Origin of the sequence: Mesorhizobium sp. WSM4976 (assembly GCF_029625685.1) — a bacterium.
In the GTDB taxonomy this organism is placed as follows: Bacteria; Pseudomonadota; Alphaproteobacteria; order Rhizobiales; family Rhizobiaceae; genus Mesorhizobium.
The window spans coordinates 1-19091 of sequence record NZ_JARTVT010000037.1; the positions used below are offsets into that span (position 1 = coordinate 1).

Here is a 19091-nt window from a genome sequence, read left to right on the forward strand (position 1 = left end):
AATCCTGCAATTCCAAAGCCGCTATCCGCCTCAATCAACAGGCCAGATCAATGGCTTGCGGATAGTTCACGGCCGACCAAATCGAAAATGCAAACTTAGGCTGTTGCGCGGTATCTCCTTCCACATCATCTCTTGCGCATACCTGCATTCCAAGGTGTTTGATCCTATGCTTCGCGAGGAGCAGGTAGGTCGCGACAGCTAGGCAATGTTCCAGCTGCCCTAGCGGAGGAGTCACGATTTTCCGGCAAGCTCCGTCGGCAGACGTTCCTTTCTGGCCTTGGCAAAGGCTCGGTCGCCTTCCAGAAACGCCGCCAGCATGAAAGGGATGAGTTCTGCCACGGTTTCAGACTGACCATAGGTCTGACGGTAAAGTGCAGCATACTCCTTGAGTGTTTGGCTCAGCTCCGCGCTGACGGTAATGGTGATCTTCGAAGCTGTTCGGTCCGGAAGTTTTCCAAGTTTCAGGTCAGCCATGATAACTCCTGCTCAACTGGCGTATGGCCGCAGCACGATGTCCTTGTGCACGATGACGCGCAGTGGCCAACCTGGGCGGACGACGATGGTGGGCTGGATATTGAGGTTTTTTTCGGTGATGCGCTGGCCGGCTCGACTGGCGTTCTGCTGGGCTGATTCCCGGATCGCCTTGACCAGATCGCTCTCGTTTTCGCCGAGGCTGAATTCTGTGCCGACACCGAGCAATGTGGCAAGCGCCACTCCCTTGATCATCTGCCAAGTGTGGAAATCGACTTCGTCTTCCAGCCCTGCGTAGCCGGCGGTGTCGCTCGCGGGCAGATTGTCGATTTCGGCCGACGAGCCGTCGGGCAGCAGAATGCGCTGCCAGACCAGCAGCGCTCGCTTTTGCCCGAACGCGACGACGCTGTCGTAGACGCCGATAAGACGTGAGCCCTGCGGAATCAGCAATATGTTGCCCGTGACCGTGTCGTGCACATTTTCGGTGACTTGCGCGACGACAAGGCCCGGCAAATCGGAATTGATGCCGGTGATCAGGCTGGCGGCAATCACGCTGCCAGCCATCAGTTGATATGGCGAGATCGGCGTCTGCAGCGCATGCGGATTGTAGATCCCGCCAGTGCTCCGCTGGCTGAGAAAATCAAGCTTTCGCTGCTGATTGTTCTGGTCGCCTTCCGCCGCCGCCACCGAGGCTGACGCGCGTCCTGCTTCGGATTGGGGAAGCGCCTCAAATGGATGCTGAGCAGTTTGCACGCTCTCTCCGACATCTGTCTTTTGAGCTCGATTTTCGACGCGGAAAAGCACCCGCGATTCACGCGCTTCGATCGCCTGCTGCGCTAGACGCTGCTCCTCGGCCGAGATGTCTTGGCCCGGCACGATGCCGAGCTGGCGCTGCCGCTCGAGGATGGGGCGGCCGAGGTCGCCCGGCAAAGGTAGCCCAAGGACGGGAGGCTTCGGCTTCATGCCGGAATAGTCATGGGGAAGCGTATCGAGCCCCTCGGCGGTTGGTTTGCGCTCAGTGTTGTAGAGATCTTCCGCCTGATCCCTGATGCGAAGGGCCGGCCCCTGGAGGGCGATCATGGTAACGCCGAAGACAGCGCCGGATCCGAGCGCTGCGATCGCGATGATCACACCGCGCCTGAACCGCACCACGCGGCGGGGAGAGGCCCGAAGCTGCAGTTCCTCGGGATCCAGTTTCGGCGGGATGCCAGAGCGGGAATTTTCGATCATGAGTCCTCACCTCGCCGGCTGCCGCGAAAGAGCGAGATCCGCCGTTGCGGTTGCCTGCCGTCAATCCTGCTGATGCGGATCACCTGCTGCCGCTTGGTGCCGAGGCGAAGTTCGGCCGCGGCGAAGAGCCGATCGACGATGTAATAGTTGCCGCGCACGCGATAGTTGACGAGCTCGCTGCTCCCATCTGCGCCGACGATGAAGAGTGGTGGCGCCTCGCCCTGATCTATGCGACGAGGGAACTCAATATAGACCTTGCTGCCGTCGTCGAAGGCTCGCGTCGGTCTCCAGGGCGGTGTGTCGCCACTGATTGAGTAGCGAAAGCGAAGGTTTTCGAGCGCGATATTCGACGCGACCGGTGTAACTGCCTCGGCTTGAGCATTGCGCTGGCGAAGCGCGATGATCTGGTCTTGGCTGTAGGTCCAGGAGATTGCCGCCATTGCGGTCTTCTCGGTGCTTTGAAGCTGCAAATGATAGGTCCGCCGGTCCGTCGTAATGACGACATTGGTGGCAAGACCCGGCGCGAAGGGTTTTACCAGAACATGGGTGCGCTGATTGTCACCGGTGCCGCTTGCGGTATCGCCAATGACCCAGCGCACGGTGTCGCCAGCCGACACGGCGGTTAGTTTCTCGCCCGGCTGCAGAGCGATGTCGGTCACGCGCTCCGGCGCGGCATAGAGTTGATAAAGCGCGCCATCGGTGAAGGGGTAGACTTGCACGGCATTAACATACCCGTACTTGGTGGGTTGCTGGGTCGCGGCTTTGTTGGCATCAGCGACGCGTTCTTCAGGGGGGCGCTTGTCCTCGGCCTTGCCGGGCTCGGGCTGCATTTGGCCAGGCAGCGGCAGTGGTTTTGGCACCTCGACAATTCTAATCGGCCTCTCCGGCGCCTTTTCGATCGCGGCCGGTTTGAAGTCGGCAGCGTCATAGGAAATCTCAGGCGGCGGCACCTTCTTCGATGCACAAGCGGAAACGACCGCTGCCGACACCGATAGGATCAGCACGGCACGAATCGGTGACATTTTACCTTTCATTGGTGGACTCCGTCGGAGAAAGGGGGGTTGGGACGGCGCTGTCGAGCTCGCGTGACCAGTCAATGGCATTGATGAAGACGCCGAGCGGATTCTTGCGCAGCTGATCCGTATTGCTTGGCGAGCGAATCACGATCGTGAGGATCGCAGTCCAGCGCATCGTGCTGGCAAGGCTTCCGCGCTCAAACACCTGCTCGGTCCATTTGACCTGGAATGAACTTTCGGAGGCTCTGACCACGCTGGTGACCTGTACCGAAACACTGCGCGTTCCGATCTGACCGAAGGGGTCGTTCGCCTTGGCGTATTCGTTGAGGAAGAGCGCTGCGCGATCGCTAGCAAAGTCGTACGCTGCCAACCAGTTCTGCCGTACCAAAACCGGATCGGTGGAAACGGAACGGACATTCTGGATGAAGCGGCCGAGATGCCAGGCGATCTGAGCATCCGAGGGCTCATAATTCCGGATCGCCGGCGCGACGGCGCGCGTCTCGCCGAAGCCATCGACCTCGACGACATAAGGCACGACACGGCTTTGCATCGACTGCCATACGAGTCCGCCGGAAAGCCCGGTCGCCAAGGCCAGGCAGCCAAGGGCCATGATCCGCCAGTTCCTGGCCTGCAGTCGAGATGAGCCGATGCGCTCGTCCCACAGCTGGGCGGCTTTTTGATACGGCGTGACCGGTTCGGGTGTTTTGCCGTAACGGTGCACGGGTCGCTTGAAGAGCATCTAGTCATCCTTGTCGTTGAGAGAGGGGGTGGCGCTGCCTCCCGGCCGGTCTCCGTCTCGGACAGCTTGCATGGCAGCGTGGCGATTTGCACGGGCGGTCTGTTCAGAACGTAGGCGCCTTGCCCACGTCGGCGCCGAAACAGTGGCCGAACCGGCAGAGCGTTCGGTCATTGGCGCTGTCGGCGTGCCGCCGGTCGCGGTCCACGCGGCATCGCGCCCGGCATCGGCGTTGCGCCCAACACTTGCAGTGGCGGATCGCGCTATGCGTATAGCGGCGCCGCCAGCTGCACTGGTTACACCATGCATTCCAGCAGCCACACCGGAGAGGCCAGCGTCGGGCGAGGTTGCGCGCCCGATCTGCCATGACGTGGAAGCAGCCGATCCCATTGTTGTGCCGGCTCGGATGGCGGCGACACCGCCGCTGGTTGCCATACGCGCGCCAGCAAATGCTGTGCCTCCAGCAACGAGTGATACACCCGCTGCCGCCGCGGTCGTGCCGAGGGCGGCGCCCGCCCCAAGCTGCGGTGCGCCTGAGACAAGACCCGACGCGATCCCCGGCCCAAAAATGCCAAGGCCAAGCAATGCCAGTGCGCCCAGTACCTGGGACATGGCACCGGCAAGATCCGGCTCCTTGCCTTGCAATGCGGAAGCGAACTCCCCGAAGAGCGTGGAGCCGATACCGACAATGACGGCGAGCACCATCACCTTGATGCCTGACGAGATAACATGGCCGAGCACGCGTTCGGCCAGGAACGCTGAACGGTTCCAAAGTGCGAATGGAACCAAAACAAAACCTGCCAGCGTGGTGAGCTTGAACTCAAGGATGGTGATGAAAAGCTGGATGGAAAGGATGAAGAAGGCGATGATGACCAGGAACCAGGCCATCAGCAGCACGAAGATGGTCAGTGCGTTGCCGAAGATTTCCGGGAAGCCCAGGAGCTGACTGGCTTGGTCAAGCATTGGCCAAGCACCTTCGAAACCGGTCGCGGCAATGCGGCCCGGGCGCAAGAGATTGTCTGCCGACAGATTGCCGGCCGACGCCTTAATCCCGAGACCGGCAAAAGAACGATAAACGATATCGGCGAGGTTCTTGAAATTGTTCAGAATGAAGGCGAAGACGCCAACATAGAGCACCTTGCGGACAAGCCGGCCGAGAACGCTGGTTTCGTCGCCGAGCGCCCACGCCAGGCCGGCAAGTGTGATGTCAATGCCGATCAGAATGGTAGTGAGGAAGGCGAGGTCGCCCGATAGCAGACCGAACCCGCTGTCGATGTAGCGGATGAAGGTCTCCATGAAGCGATCGATGACGCCAAGGTCGTTCATGCCGCTGCCTTTCTCGTCGTGATGAACTCGTGATTAATTGCCGGGATAAGCCGAGCCGGTACCCAAGAATCGCTTCGTCATCTCGCGGGCGGCTTCGTCTGACTGGGCCTTGCGGGCGGCATCCTCGGCCTCAGCTCGAAACTGCGTTGCGAGCAGCGTCTGGATCTGCATCTGCTGTTTTGTCGAAAGCGCCATCAGCTGGTTGGTGGCCTGGCTTGCCTGAAGCGCACCGGCCGCCCCTTGGCTGCGGTTGACGAGATCGGCGAGCAGATCGCCGTCGGCGCGGACGTTCTCGACGATTTGCGACTGGACACCCATGGTCTGGCGGAACGCCTGCATGGCGGTTTGCCAACGCTCCCGCGCAGCACTCGCCACATCGCTGACTTTGATCGTGGCGTCGTAGCTTTCCGGATATTGGCTGCGCCACTGGTCTTGAAGCTTGCCCAGATCAAAGCTGAGGCCACTCGCCTGGTCCATCAAGCCGTCGATGCGATGGAGCGAACCGGTGAGTTGGCCAACGGAAGAGAAATCCAGACGCTGAAGATTGCGCGCCATGTTCTGCAGCATGGTCGCCTGATTCTGCAGCGACTGGATCTGGTTGTTGATCTGCTCCAATGCGCGCGCGGCCGTCAGCACGTTCTGCGCATAATTGGACGGATCGAACACGATAAGGGCGTAGGCGGGCTGCACATAGTCGGCCATAGGCTTGGCGATCAGGGAAACGGTGATCAGGCCGGAGAGAAGGCGTCGCCGCATCATGAGAATTGCTCCTTGTCTGGTTGAGGGAATTGCTTGAGAAGTTCGCCGGCCCAATCGAGGCCGCGCGCGATCAGGAACTGCGAGGCAAAGCTGCCTTGCCCGTCTTCGGACATGATCCTGTCGATCAGAGTCTGCGTGGCCGGATCGGAAGCACCGCAAAGCGCAAGAGCGATGGGGCCAAGCTCGAGCTCGAACAGACGGTTGCCGCGGCGCGATTGCAGATAATACTGACGCTTCGGCGTGGCGCGGGCGATCAATTCGATCTGCCGCTCGCTTAAACCGAAGCGCTCGTAGGCTGTGCGCGCCTGGGGTTCCACGGCACGATCATTGGGAAGGAAAATGCGCTGCGGGCAGCTTTCGATGATTGCCGGCGCTATGCCAGAGCCCGCGATATCAGCCAGCGACTGCGTAGCGAAGACAACCGACACGTTCTTCTTTCGCAGCACCTTCAGCCATTCGCGGATGCGGGCGGCGAACAGCGGATTGTCGAGATAGACCCACGCCTCGTCGAGCATGATCAGCGTGGGCCGTCCGTCGAACCGTTCCTCAAGTCGCTGGAACAGATAGGTAAGCACCGGCAGCAAAGCGCTTTGGCTGTGCATTAACTCCTCGGTCTCGAAACACTGCACATCCGACAAGGCCAGCCCATCATGATCGGCATCGAGCAGGCGGCCGAAGGGACCGTCGAGCGTGTAGGGCATCAATGCGGTCTTCAGCGCATTGGATTGAAGCAGGACCGAAAGACCGGTCAGTGTGCGTTCCTGCGCCGGCGCGGTGGCAAGGCTGGCCAGCGCTGACCAAATAGCCTCCTTCACCTCCGGCGTGACGGTGACGTTCTCGTGGGCAACAAGGCTGGCGATCCATTCGGCCGCCCAGCTTCGGCTAGCCTGGTCGTTGATGCTGCGCAGTGGCTGAAAGGCAAGGGAACCGTCCGCTCCTAGCGCGTGGTGTTCTCCACCCATGGCAAGTGTTGCAGCACGGGCCGAATTGCCTTTGTCGAAGACATAAACCTGGGCGCCGGCGTAGCGCCTGAACTGCAGAGCAATCAGAGCAAGCAGAACCGACTTGCCGGCGCCGGTCGGACCAACAACCAGCATGTGGCCGACATCTTCGACGTGGGTGGAAAGCCGAAACGGTGTCGACCCACTGGTCTCGGCAACGAAAAGCGGTGGCGCTTCGGTTTGGGTGACTTTCGCGAGATGCTCGTTTGTCGCAGGACCGGCCCAAACCGACGACAGCGGCATGAGATGGGCAAGGTTCAATGTATGAACGAGCGGTTGGCGAACGTTAGCGTAGACATGGCCAGGCAATGAGCCGAGCCAAGCCTCGACCGCATTGACGCCTTCTCGGATCGTGGTGAAGCCGAGCCCATTGATGATGCGCTCGACCGCGCGAAGCTTCTCTGCAGCGGCTTGGCGATCCTCGCCCCACACCGTCACGGTGGTGGTGAGATAGCCGAAACTCACATGATCACCGCCCAATGCCTGAAGGGCTTCGTCGGCATCGAGCGCCTTGTTGTCGGCATCGCTATCGACAAGCGGGACCGGCTCGTTGGTAATGACCTCGCGTAGGATTGCCACGATCGATTTGCGCTTGGCAAACCACTGCCGGCGCAATCGCGTCAGCGTCTTCGTGGCTTCCGTTTTCTCGAGCGGAATGAAGCGCGTCATCCAGCGATAGGCGAAATCCTGATGATTGAGGGTATCGAGGATTCCGGGCCGGGTGAGGTTCGGAAAGCCGAGGATGGTCAGTGTGCGAAGATGCTGCTCACCCAGCATCGGCTCCAGGCCACCGGTAAGCGGCGCATCGACCAGGATTGCATCCAGATATATCGGCGTTTCCGGGGCCATGATAGGATGGCGACGAGGCGAAATCGTGCCGTGGAGGTAGGTCAACGTCTGAGCATCATCGAGGACGCGTACTTCGGACATGAAACCCGAGAAGAGATCGAGCACGCGGTTGGTCTCGTCACGGAACCTCGCCAGATCCTGGCGCCAGTCTCTTTCTCCTCGGGAATAATGAGAGTCGACGAGCGTGCTTTCTGCGCGCGCCTGGGCGTCCGGCGGTGGCATAAACACCAAGGTCAGATGATAGCGGCTCTCGTAGTGCGCTACCTTCCCCTCGAAAGCAGCGCGGCGTTCTTCGTCGACCAGCCACGACGCGGCGTCAGGAAAATGCGAGTTCGGATAGCCCAGCGCTTCTGTGCGCTCGGCCTCAAAGAACAATGCCCAGCCAGAGCCAAGGCGTCTGAGAGCATTGTTCGCCCGGGCGCAAATGCCGACGAGTTCAGCCTCCGTCGCACTTTCGAGATCCGGGCCGCGGAACCGCAACGTCCGCTGAAAGCTGCCGTCCTTGTTGAGCACGATGCCGGGCGCCACCAAGGCAGCCCAGGGTAGATGGTCGGCAAGCCGGTCGGCTTTGCTTCGATATTCCGAAAGGTTCAGCATGCAAGCCACCCCTTCAGACGTAGGTGGCGCACAAGCACGCTGGCGAAGTCCGGATCGCGTCTTGCGGCAAACACCGCTAACGAGTGGCCTGCGATCCAAAGCACCAGACCAGCAATCCATTGCTGCAAGCCGAAGCCAATGGCCGCGGCCACTGTACCGTTGAGGATCGCCACCGCGCGCGGAGCCCCGCCGAGCAGGATCGGCTCGGTCAGCGCCCGGTGGACCGGTACTGCGAAGCCCTCGATATGCTGCTCCCCGGCGGCCATCAGACGAGCGCCCCACCACCGAAGGAGAAGAAGGAGAGGAAGAAGCTCGATGCCGCGAAGGCGATCGACAGACCGAAGACGATCTGAATCAGGCGCCGAAAACCACCGGCGGTGTCGCCGAAGGCAAGCGTCAGGCCGGTGGTGATAATGATGATCACCGCAACGATCTTGGCGACCGGTCCCTGCACGGACTCCAGGATCTGCTGCAGCGGCTGCTCCCACGGCATGCCGGAGCCGGCGGCATAAACCGGGGCCGTGATAAGAAACGCGAGCGCTGTGGACGAAAGAAAGCGAAGCTTCTTGCGCATGAGGAAGGCCTTTCAAAGCTGCTGGAGTTGCGAAAGCGTGAGCGGGGCAACGGCGTAATCGCCGCTGCCGTCGAGACCGGTGACCTCGGCGATTGCGTCGATGTGGCGCGACGAGCCGCGTCCCGCTATGAAGACGATCAGATCTATCGCCTCAGCGATGAGCCGGCGGGGAACGGTGACCACCGCTTCCTGGGCGAGTTGCTCAATGCGATAGAGAGCCGAGCGCGCGGAATTGGCGTGTACGGTAGCGATGCCGCCTGGGTGCCCGGTGTTCCATGCCTTCAGCATGTCGAGCGCTTCCGCGCCCCTCACCTCGCCCACGATGATGCGGTCCGGCCTGAGCCTCAGCGTCGAGCGCACGAGATCGGCAAGGGTGACCGAGCCCCGCCTTGTTCTCAGGGCAACGCAGTCCCTGGCCGCGCACTGCAGTTCGCGTGTGTCCTCGATCAGGATCACCCGATCGTCGCATTCGGCGACTTCAGCCAGCAGAGCGTTGGCGAGTGTTGTCTTCCCCGAGGAAGTGCCGCCGGCGATCAGCATGTTGCGCCGCTCGCGGACGGCCTTTTTCAGCGCATCGGCCTGCAGCGGCAGCATGATGCGTTCGGCAACATAGTCGGCCAGGGTGTAGACTTTCGCGGCGGGCTTGCGGATGGCAAAACATGGCGCCAACACCACAGGTGGCAGCAGGCCTTCGAAGCGTTCGCCAGACGGCAATTCGGCACTGACGATCGGGTTGTCGGCGTGCGCCTCGGCGCGCACGTGCGAAGCAACCAGGCGGATGATACGTTCTGCCTCGGACGGGTGCATGTGAACGTCGGTATCGACCCGACCTTCGCCTAACCGGTCGAGTCGCAGCGCGCCGTCGGGATTGACCATCACCTCGATGACGGACGGATCGGCCAGGGCTTCGGTGATTGCCGGACCCATGGCGGTGCGCAGCATGACACGCCGCCGGTGGTCGGCCTCGGGATGAGAGCTCATCCTTCCCCTCCCCCACCATTGTCTTTGCTAAGCGACTTTTTGCCGGAAGCGATCTGGCGGCCGACCTTCTCAACGAATTTCTCGAAACGCTCTTGGGCAATAGCCTGCGTTGCCCGATCCGGGACCGGCGTGTGGGCGTGAAGGGTGATCGAAAAGCGGATGAAGAGCGCCAGGCTCTCCAGGATCACCTCGGAATCGCGCCTGACGTGGGCAAGATCGCGGGAGAGCCGGTCAAGCCTTACGCCGTAGCGCCGATCGAACTCGCTCTCGCCACGCCGCTCGATGAACGCCTCGATCGCCTTCCCCACGATCGCTGATTTGGTCGTTGACGGATCGCGACTGAGGTTGTCCAGTTTCTCGCTGAGCTCCGGCTCAAGCAGAAACTGATGGCGAATGCGGTGCGGCTTCATGCGGATCGTTCCGACGGCCCGGCGTTGCGCCGGCGACGGGAGAAGCATCGGCCAGACGCTCAAAATTGCTTATGGCCGTTATCTACGCTGAGGTGCGCTCTGCAACTCAGCGGACTTCAGAAGCCGGGAATGACATCGTCGCCCCTGCCCTCGTTGATACCGTAGACGCGGGCCGCAGTGGAAATCCGATCCATGACACGCTTGTCCGCGAGCGCTTCGCTGTCATCGTCTGCGGGCTTGTACAGATCGGCCTGATCGGGCTCTTGAGAGACAACAACGTCTTCTTCGGGCAGGCTTGGATGGCGTTGCTGCTGAACGCCTCCCTCGTCTTCAACTGGCGCGTCGGCGCTTTCCTCGTCCGCAGCAAGTCGGCTATCGACGCTGCACACTTGTCCAGTCCAGCCGTCCGGGCGTGATGCAGGGCAGTCCGCATAGGGTCCGTCGTGCAGCACCGGCGCAGGCAGCACCCGATCTGTGAAATTCTGATCCTGATAATAGCGCAGCTTCTTGGCGCGGATCGGCGGCAACCCAGAAACCAGGACCAATTCGTCTGACGGCGGCAATTGCATCACCTCGCCTGGCGTCAGGAGCGGGCGCGCGGTTTCCTGGCGGCTCACCATGACATGTGAAAGCCAGGGCGCAAGCCGATGGCCCGCATAGTTGCGCATCGACCTAAGTTCGGTTGCGGTGCCGAGGGCATCCGAGATGCGCTTGGCCGTGCGTTCGTCATTGGAGGAAAAGGCAATTCGCACGTGGCAATTGTCGAGAATAGCATTGTTCTCGCCATAGGCCTTTGAAACCTGGTTCAAAGATTGTGCGATCAGATAGGAGCGAATGCCATAACCTGCCATGAAGGCGAGCGCCGTTTCGAAGAAGTCGAGGCGACCGAGCGCCGGAAACTCGTCCAGCATCATGAGCAGCTGATGCTTACGGCTCTTCTTCGGGTCCCCCTCCAGACGCTCCGTCAACCGCCTGCCGATCTGGTTCAAGATCAGTCGCACAAAAGGCTTGGTGCGCGAGATATCCGAAGGCGGCACGACCAGATAGAGCGACAGCGGTCGCTCTCCATCCACTAGGTCAGCGATGCGCCAGTCGCAGGACGAAGTGGCCGCCGCGACCGTTGGATCACGATAAAGCCCGAGAAAGGACATGGCGGTCGAGAGGACGCCTGAGCGCTCGTTTTCCGACTTGTTCAGGAGTTCGCGAGCCGCCGAGGCCACTACGGGATGGACCTGAGGGTTATGCCCCGTCCCGAGATGGTTTGTCGTCATCATCCGCCGTAGCGTTGCGGCAAACGAGCGTTGCGGGTCCGACAGGAAGGTGGCGACGCGGGCCAGCGTCTTGTCCTCTTCAGCGTAGAGCACGTGCAAAATGGCGCCAACTAGGAGTGAATGGCTGGTCTTCTCCCAGTGGTTCCGTCGCTCCAGCGCGCCCTCGGGATCGACGAGGATGTCGGCGATGTTTTGAACGTCCCGGATCTCATCTGGGCCTTTGCGCACCTCCAGCAGCGGGTTGTAGCGTGCCGATCTCGGGTCGGTCGGATTGAACAGAAGGCAGTACGAGAATTTCGACCGCCAGCCGGAGGTCAACTGCCAATTTTCGCCTTTTATATCATGAATGATGGCAGACCCGGTCCAGGAAAGTAGCGTTGGAACAACCAGCCCCACGCCCTTGCCCGAACGCGTCGGCGCAAATGCCATGACGTGCTCCGGGCCGTCATGGCGCAGATAGCGATCGTTCAGCCTACCGAGGAAAACGCCCGCCGGCCGTAACAACCCTGCCGTCTCGACCTCATGAGTCGTGGCCCACCGTGAAGACCCATAGGTCGTAACCGACCCGCGCTGTCGCGCGCGCAAAAGCGAGCCAGCGATTGCGGCGGCACAACCCAGGAATCCGCTGGCGCCTGCAAGCGTACCGGCTTTGTCGAAGACCTCCGGCGCATAAGCATCGAAGTGGAACCACCATTCAAACAGCTTCCACGGCTTGTAGATTGGCCAGCCGGCGAAGAGAAACCATGGTGCGCCGAGAGGCGTCTGGTAGGTCAGCATTTGAGCGCACCATTGGGTTGCCGTCCATACGCCGATAATGACAATTGCGCACACAACGGCGATCTGCCCGATCAGTAGCTTCGTAGGTGTCATCGGCTTGGCCCGCTGAACAACGCGACCTAGCATCGCGCGGCGCAGCCGGGACAGGAATGTTCCTCACATACGATTTGGGAGCAATGAACGACTTCCTACGTATGCAGGTCGGTCAGCACGCGTGTTGCGCCTTCACGCGACACCATCCGCCACTCCATCCTTTCCATTCACCCTGAGGCCCGGCGCCGCCGACAGTTGCGTGACCGCTCCTCCGCAAAGTTATCTTCTGCGTTCAGGGAGCCACGGCGCCTGGGCTGGCTGATGAACACCGTCCGCTCGCGCATGTGGGGTCGAATTGATTTGTGCCCAAGTGGAGGCAGGCTCGTCTTCCAACAGTTGCCGCAGTTCCCCTGGCTCGAACGCCATCATCGGTGGGGAAGCGGGTTCATCCTCCAACAGTTGCCGCAGTTCCCCTGGCTCGAACGCCATCATCGGTGGGGAAGCGGGTTCATCCTCCAACAGCTGCCGCAGTTCCCCTGGCTCGAACGCCATCATTGGTGGGGAGGCAGGCTCGTCCTCCAACAGTTGCCGCAGTTCCCCTGGCTCGAACGCCATCATTGGTGGGGAGGCAGGTTCGTCCTCCAACAGTTGCCGCAGTTCCCCTGGCTCGAACGCCATCATTGGTGGGGAGGCAGGCTCGTCTTCCAACAGTTGCCGCAGTTCCCCTGGCTCGAATGCCATCATCGGTGGGGAGGCGGGTTCATCCTCCAGCAGCTGCCGCGGCTCTTCCTCGTGCGGCAAGCGCCTCCTTAGCCGGTCTTGCAGCGCCTGCCGATCGGCAACGAGGTTGTCGAGGGGCAGCGGCTCGTGGTCTGGCCGCTGCCCTTTCACCAATCGTTCAACCAGCGCCCACGTGCCCTCCAGGACAAATACGCCGCAATCATAATGGTTCGTCTGTCTGGCCATGGGGGCTGGCGCCAAGGTGGCATTCAGCAGTCCTGCGAGCTGTTTTGCAGGCACGTCGTTATATCCCTCTCGCTGGAGGGAGTCGTAGTGATAGGCGAACCGCCTTTCCGGGTCGCGGCGATCAACGAGCAGCAGCGACCAATGGGTGCCGGGGCTAGTAGCCGTGCCATTATTCACTGGCAAGAACAGGAAGTCGGCTGTGGCGTTGTTTTGATTATAGATGGACTGCAATATGCCTCGAGCGTCTTGCGGCGACGTGTGTCGCAGTAGATGGGATACGGAAGGATCCACCAGCCGAGTCCGGGCAGCGAGCGCCGGATTGATCCCCTGCAGTTGCCCCTCCAGCAAATTGTAATCTCTCTGGATATGGGCGTCGCTCAGCCATTCGGCGGCGCCGAGCACCCGCCCCGTTGCAACGTTGGACGGGGCTGTCGGATCGAGCGCCCCGATCTGAGCCCCAGAGGAACTGGTAGTCAGTGTGGTCACATCAACCAGTGGAAGGCCGCGGTAGGTGCCTGGCAGCCTAGCGGTTGCTGGCGAGGCGGGTTGGGGAGCTCTTGCCGGTGCCGCTGGCCCAGCTTCAGCAGCGGCCCCAACGCGCCTGGTGACTGCGTCTGCCGGATGAGCAGAAAGGACAGTTTCGCGCCCGAGCACAATGCGCGGCAGGATATCCCGGAGGTGAGCCAATGCAGAACTGATACTTAGCCTATTACCATAGGAGACAGCCTTGAAGCTCTCAACATCTTTATCCAGCGATTTGTCGTGAATCCGAGCCGCAATCCCAAGCTTGTTATTTTGACGCAGGTACTGACTAAAATGTCTAAGAAAATTTGTATAGCCGCCCACGGTATCTGGATTCCGTCCGGTCGCAGGCGCTGCCAGGTACTCCTTGGTCGAAGCGGCTCTGTAATTTCTAATGAGCTCGGCATCGTCAGGATAGGGGATCACGACAGGGCGAGCCATAATCGGGGCTCCGCCTGTCGACTTCTTGAGGTAACGCAGTGCGCCAGCCACGGTGGAGGAACCACCCGTACTCTCGTACTCCTTGAGATCCTGATCCAGCGACGAATGGTAAAGCCGAGCAGCAAACCCTGGCTTGTTGTTTTGAAGGAGCCACCGACTAAAGCCGAAAAGAGAATTTACATTGTAAGTGACCGTGTTCGCTTTGGCCTTACCCGCGTGGAATGCTGCCCTCAGCCCTTCGATAGCGGTCGCATCGTTGGAATAGACAGGACGCTTGTCGGCACCGTCGGGGACTACAATTGGACGATCCGGCTGCACTGTCGAGGGCATCGACCCACCACCTCCGGGATGCGGTGCTGGGGTGGATTCGTGCTCATCCCTCTGCCTGACGAGCTGCGCCTCACATTCCGGTGTAGCCACCTCATGAGGATCCTGCATCGGTTCGATCCCCTCCATCTCCTGCTGCAACCAAGCCAAAGCTTGGCGAGCGGCCTGCGCGGCTTCATCAACCGCGGAGGATGTCTCCACACCTCTGGCGGACGCCGGCAGAGCCTGCTCCGCCCGCCGTCGAAAGAGCTCTGGCGAGGCGGATTTCTCCGCCCACAATCTGGGCTGCGTAGCGAGTCCCCGTCCAGATTTATGTGGCACCGCCTCGCTTGGCAGCGGGCTGCTCCTGTCCCGTGCAGCTACCAGCTCCTCCGGGGCGCCCTGGTCGCCGTGGCGCCAGTTCAAGTGAGGGACGGCCTCTCCAAAGTCGGGCGCTTGGTGTTGGTGCGCGGTTGGGGCGAGAGACAATGGTAGATCGGTGCCCTCCTTATAACCTACCGGCAGGAGCTCCTCTGGCCAATCGAATCCCTGCTGTGGTGCGGTATGCTGAGCAGCGTCGCCACGGGGACGAGCCTCCATGCTGACCGCGTTTTCCAGATGATTCCCGAGTATAACGCGCGGCGGGTTCTTGCGGAGATAAACCAGCGCAGATTCGATCGGAGCTCCACCATTAGAGGAGGCGGCCTTGTAGCTCTCAACATCTTTATCCAGCGATTTATCGTAAATGCGACCCGCAATTCCGAGCTTGTCATTTTGACGTAGGTAATGACTGAAATGGTTAAGAGCAGTTGCGTAGCCGCTCGCGGATCTGAAATGTCTGGTGAGCGCGGCGTCGTCAGGATGGGGGTTCAGGACAGCGCGACCCACAATCGGGCCGGCTCCGCCCATCGACTTCATCAATTGACGCAGTGCGCCAGCCACGGTGGAGGAACCACCCCTACTCTCGTACTCCTCGAGATCCTGGCTCAGCGACGGATGGTAAAGCCGAGCAGCAAGCCCTGGCTTGTTGTTTTGAAAGAGCCAACGACTAAAGCCGAAAAGAGAATTTGTGCTGCGAGTGACCGTGTCCGGCCTGGCTTTACCCGCAAGGAGTGCTGACTTCAGCCCTTCGATGGCGGTGGCATCGTTGGAATAAACAGGACGCTTGTCGGCACCGTCGGGGACCACAATTGGACGATCCGGCTGCACTGTCGAGGGCATCGACCCGTCGAGATGCGGTGCTGGGGTGTATTCGTGCTCGTCCCCCTGCATCACAAGTTGCGCCTCCCGTTCCGATGTACCCACCTGATCGGTGGGGAGTTGCATCATCACGCGAGCGCCTGAGTTGCCAACCTCACCTGGTTGCCGCTCAGTGACAGCATGCTGCAGATTGCTTTGGATCCTCTGCCTCTTCGTTGGTCTCAACTCACCTTTACCATGCGAGCCATTGACGAGGACCTCCTCGCCTAGCGCACCCATCAACTCGTCCGCCGCCTGCAGTTCGCCCAAGTGCTGCTCAAAACCGGCTTGGCCGGCCTGTCCGCTTGCTCGTGCGGTACGGCGTGCTGCACCTGCAGCCAAGCTGCCACGATGAATGTCTAGTTTGTACGGGTGCACGCTATCCTCACTTCCACAGATCACATGAGCAACCTACTCAGGCAAGCTTTCGAGAGGCTGACGAGGTCCGCCGCCGCGGAAGGCGAAGGCTGGTTTTCTGCTCAGCGGTTGACGGCCTCGCGTGTTGCGGCCGCGCCGGGTATCACGCCAATCAATCTGAATAGTCGATGCGTCAAACGAACCAGGATGGGATTTTCGTAGCGGGGCTGCTCTACTCACTCTTGTCCTGAGGGCAGAATTCAACCATATCGCCGAGCAACTGGATGCCGATTGGATACCCGATCCGGAAAGCTTCAGCTCATATGTGACGCGAGGATGAGAATCGTGGCAGCTCCAGACCGACGGGCTGCCACCCACAGCGGCGATGACCGACGAGGGTCTTCTATTGCCAAGGCAATCGTCCGTTCGGGGACCTATGTGTTCCAATGCTCGTCGAGCGGATCGGTGGGCCGCACCGCCGTAGCGTTACGGCGAGCGGAAGCGGCGTTGGGTGCGGCTTTTCCCCTGAACGCTTCACACCAGGCTGATAGGGGATCTTGCAATCGCACACACGCGGTCTGCAGGCGTGCCTATCAAGCAGTTTGCTCAGACCAACGTCGCGGCGAGCCGATCCTCAATACGCAGCGCAAGTCCTAGACTCCACGATCGTCCTTCGGTGCAGATTTGCTCGCGCCTCGCCCTGATTACAGCTGATAAGGCGAGCTAACAATTGCAAGAGCCACAAGCTATTCCAGCTCGATCGGTTTGGTGTTCCAGTCGGGCGGGGTCTGACCGAGAATGTTGCGAACGAAGAAGTCTAGGAGTTTGCGCTCGGTGTAGGTGCCTAGAGTATGGTGATTGGCACCAGGAACGTAGACCATGTCAAAATCTTTTCCTGCCTTGATGAGTCGATCGGCAAGCTGGAACGAGCAAAACGGATCGACATTATCATCCATTTCGCCGACCGCGATCATCAGCTTGCCCTGCAGCCTGTGAGCATTGTCAACGGCGGAGGATTGCGAATATTCAATGCCGACCGGCCACCCCATCCAAAGTTCGTTCCACCAGGTCTTGTCTATCCTGTTGTCGAAGCAGCCGTTTTTGGCGACGGCGACCTTGTAGAAATCGGGGTGAAAGAGCAGCGCGCTGACTGCACTCTGGCCGCCGGCGGATGCGCCAAAAATGCCGACGTTGGATATGTCGTACCATGGATATTGCGCGGCCGCCGCCTTGTGCCACAGAATGCGATCGGGAAATCCTGCGTCCTTCAGATTCTTCCAAGCAACATCATGGAAGGCGCGGGAGCGGTTGTTGGTGCCCATGCCGTCGATCTGAGCAACGACGAAGCCCAGCTGCGTGAGCGGCTCTGTCCACCGCGAGAAGGATTTTGGGACGAAGGAGCCGTGGGGTCCAGCATAGATATTCTCCACAACCGGGTATTTCTTCGTCGGGTCGAAGTTGGCTGGCAGGTGGAGCACGCCCCAGATGTCAGTTTTGCCGTCGCGCCCCTTGGAATGGAAACTGAGCGGCGGCTGCCAGCCTGCGGCGACGAGCTCAGAAATGTCGGCCGTCTCGATCTGCTGGAGCTTGGCATTGTCGCTGGCGCGGTAGAGTGCCATGCGCGGGGGCAGATCGATGCGTGACCAGAGATCGACATAATAGCGCCTGTCAGGCGAGAACTCGATATGGTGGTTGGCCGGTTCGGGCGTCAGTGCAGTCAGTCCCTTGCCGTCAAAGCCGATGCGGTAAGCATGGACCCAATAGGGGTCCTCCTGCGAGTTCATCCCGCTCGCCTCGAACCAGATCTGACGCTTGACCGGATCGACATGGTTGACCCTCCGGACGACCCACTCACCTCGCGTGATCTGGTTTTCGAGCGCGCCTGTCCGGCCGTTGAAAAGATACAAATGCTCATACCCGTCGCGCTCTGATGCCCAGATGATCTCCTTCCCGTCATCGACATCGTAACGGAAGATTTTTCCGGCATCCTCCTGGCCATGCCCCAGCGGCAAATAATCAACGAATGTCTCGCTGGTCTCATCGATCAGGGAGCGCCCGCGGCCCGAGGCGGCGTCTACCTCGACCAGGCGATAAAGCTGATGCCCGCGCTGGTTATATTCGAAAGTGAAGCCGCGGCTGTCCGCCCACCACCGGAGAGGGGAAAGTTCGAAGACGTTCGAGAAGAGGGCACCGTCAATCACGATCTGGCGCCGGCCGGCAATGTCGAACAGGACTGGCTGGGGCAGCGGAAGGACATCGCCCGGCCTGGGATAGAATTTTGTTGAATATTCCCGCTCCAACTGGTCCGTCGAAGAATTGAGGTAGCGGACCTCTCGCCTATAGCCGGGGCGAACAAGGTAAGCGGCGAGGTGGCGCGAGTCCGGCGACCAGCTCAGCGTCGAAAAGACGTAGCAATTGCCTTCGGCTCCGTCCCGGCTCAGAGGAACATCCTGCAATCCGTCCTCGCTGCGCAGGAAAACGTTGCAGTTCTTGATATAGGCGATCCATTTGCCGTCGGGCGACGCGTTGCTCTTGTCGGGGTTGTTCTCCGCTGGCGGCGTGTAGCGGTGGCTGAGCTCCCTACGGTCCCCTTTCCTTGCATCGAATGTGGTGCTGGTACAGTCATAGCTTGCAAGGTCGCAGCTCCACCGGGTGTCTTCAATCTGGAAGTCGAGCCTGCGACCATCCTCACTCAGTTCGAAACGGTCGAACGGAAGATTGCCGGCTTGATAGCTCTCATGGCTCACCTTGTTTAGCGCTGCCGCCAGACGCGCCTGATCGAAAGCGGGCCGCTTGAAACCCGTGGCAGCATCGACCTGCATGAACTGCTGCTCGCCGTGGCTAGTCCGGCGGTAGACGAAGGCTTCACCCCCGGTCAGCCAGAAAGGCATTTTGGGGACATTGACAGTGAGCCCGCCATATCGATCGTTGATCGTAAGTGCGCGCTTGAAATCGGCCGGCGCTAGCGTCGGGTGTAAACTTTTCGAACCCTTGGCCAGCGTCTGAGTTGCCGATCGCCATGCGGCGCGCGTCAAAGCGCCGATCCTGGACATACCTGTTCACTTCTTTCGGTTTTCGGAATGCTAATTTTGAAGTTGGGTTCTCGTCGCCGGTCTGCAGCAGCGCCGAAGCGTCGCCTTGGAGGAGAGCCAGCACGCGGGTGCAGCCAGGCACGCGCAACAGGGGCGCTCCTTGGACATCCAGGCACTGGTTCGGGTGCCGATTGAAG

15 protein-coding genes are annotated in these 19091 nt (G+C 60.5%); 1 reads left to right on the forward strand and 14 read right to left on the reverse strand.

The annotated features are described in order from the left end of the window. Positions 1-202, forward strand: a 202-nt coding sequence (locus tag P9272_RS31675) for a hypothetical protein (protein WP_206520515.1), incomplete at its 5' end; no start/stop codon positions are given. Between the two features lie 29 nt (positions 203-231). On the opposite strand, the gene P9272_RS31680 is transcribed toward P9272_RS31675, so the two are convergent. The 14 genes from P9272_RS31680 to P9272_RS31745 form a co-directional block, all read right to left on the reverse strand. After that, positions 232-474 (reverse strand): DUF2274 domain-containing protein, encoded by a 243-nt coding sequence (locus tag P9272_RS31680; RefSeq protein ID WP_024502859.1) that lies wholly within the window; start codon positions 472-474, stop codon positions 232-234. 12 nt (positions 475-486) lie between these two features. Beyond that, positions 487-1701 carry a TrbI/VirB10 family protein gene (locus P9272_RS31685; protein ID WP_063169228.1) on the reverse strand — a complete coding sequence of 405 codons (1215 nt, stop codon included), beginning with the start codon at positions 1699-1701 and terminating at the stop codon, positions 487-489. After that, positions 1698-2723: a P-type conjugative transfer protein TrbG gene (trbG, locus tag P9272_RS31690; protein WP_164548809.1), complete on the reverse strand. Its 1026-nt coding sequence runs from the start codon at positions 2721-2723 to the stop codon at positions 1698-1700. The genes P9272_RS31685 and trbG overlap by 4 nt, the downstream gene beginning before the upstream one ends. 1 nt (position 2724) lies before the next feature. Then, complete coding sequence (trbF, locus tag P9272_RS31695; RefSeq protein ID WP_063169230.1) at positions 2725-3456, reverse strand: conjugal transfer protein TrbF; 732 nt, start codon at positions 3454-3456, stop codon at positions 2725-2727. Continuing rightward, complete coding sequence (trbL, locus tag P9272_RS31700; protein ID WP_063169231.1) at positions 3457-4779, reverse strand: P-type conjugative transfer protein TrbL; 1323 nt, start codon at positions 4777-4779, stop codon at positions 3457-3459. It lies immediately after the preceding gene. 33 nt (positions 4780-4812) lie between these two features. Continuing rightward, the gene (trbJ, locus tag P9272_RS31705) at positions 4813-5538 is read right to left on the reverse strand and encodes a P-type conjugative transfer protein TrbJ (protein ID WP_024502854.1); all 726 of its coding nucleotides are present in this window, start codon (positions 5536-5538) and stop codon (positions 4813-4815) included. After that, positions 5535-7985 (reverse strand): conjugal transfer protein TrbE, encoded by a 2451-nt coding sequence (gene trbE / locus P9272_RS31710; RefSeq protein ID WP_063169232.1) that lies wholly within the window; start codon positions 7983-7985, stop codon positions 5535-5537. The genes trbJ and trbE overlap by 4 nt, the downstream gene beginning before the upstream one ends. Next, positions 7979-8251, reverse strand: coding sequence for a VirB3 family type IV secretion system protein (locus tag P9272_RS31715; RefSeq protein WP_024502852.1), 273 nt, complete (start codon positions 8249-8251; stop codon positions 7979-7981). Before P9272_RS31715 ends, trbE begins: the two co-directional genes overlap by 7 nt. Next, positions 8251-8559 carry a TrbC/VirB2 family protein gene (locus P9272_RS31720; RefSeq protein ID WP_024502851.1) on the reverse strand — a complete coding sequence of 103 codons (309 nt, stop codon included), beginning with the start codon at positions 8557-8559 and terminating at the stop codon, positions 8251-8253. The genes P9272_RS31715 and P9272_RS31720 overlap by 1 nt, the downstream gene beginning before the upstream one ends. A gap of 12 nt (positions 8560-8571) precedes the next feature. Further along, on the reverse strand, positions 8572-9540 hold the full coding sequence (gene trbB / locus P9272_RS31725; protein ID WP_024502850.1) for a P-type conjugative transfer ATPase TrbB: 969 nt from the start codon (positions 9538-9540) through the stop codon (positions 8572-8574). Further along, positions 9537-9950 carry a CopG family transcriptional regulator gene (locus P9272_RS31730; protein ID WP_063170364.1) on the reverse strand — a complete coding sequence of 138 codons (414 nt, stop codon included), beginning with the start codon at positions 9948-9950 and terminating at the stop codon, positions 9537-9539. The genes trbB and P9272_RS31730 overlap by 4 nt, the downstream gene beginning before the upstream one ends. A gap of 116 nt (positions 9951-10066) precedes the next feature. Next, the gene (locus tag P9272_RS31735; protein WP_063169233.1) at positions 10067-12091 is read right to left on the reverse strand and encodes a conjugal transfer protein TraG; all 2025 of its coding nucleotides are present in this window, start codon (positions 12089-12091) and stop codon (positions 10067-10069) included. A 219-nt stretch (positions 12092-12310) separates the two neighbouring features. After that, entirely contained in the window at positions 12311-15775 is a 3465-nt protein-coding gene (locus P9272_RS31740; RefSeq protein WP_063169234.1) for a Ulp1 family isopeptidase, read from the reverse strand. Positions 15776-16608: 833 nt separating this feature from the next. Next, positions 16609-18915, reverse strand: coding sequence for a S9 family peptidase (locus tag P9272_RS31745; RefSeq protein WP_063169235.1), 2307 nt, complete (start codon positions 18913-18915; stop codon positions 16609-16611). Positions 18916-19091 lie beyond the last annotated feature (176 nt).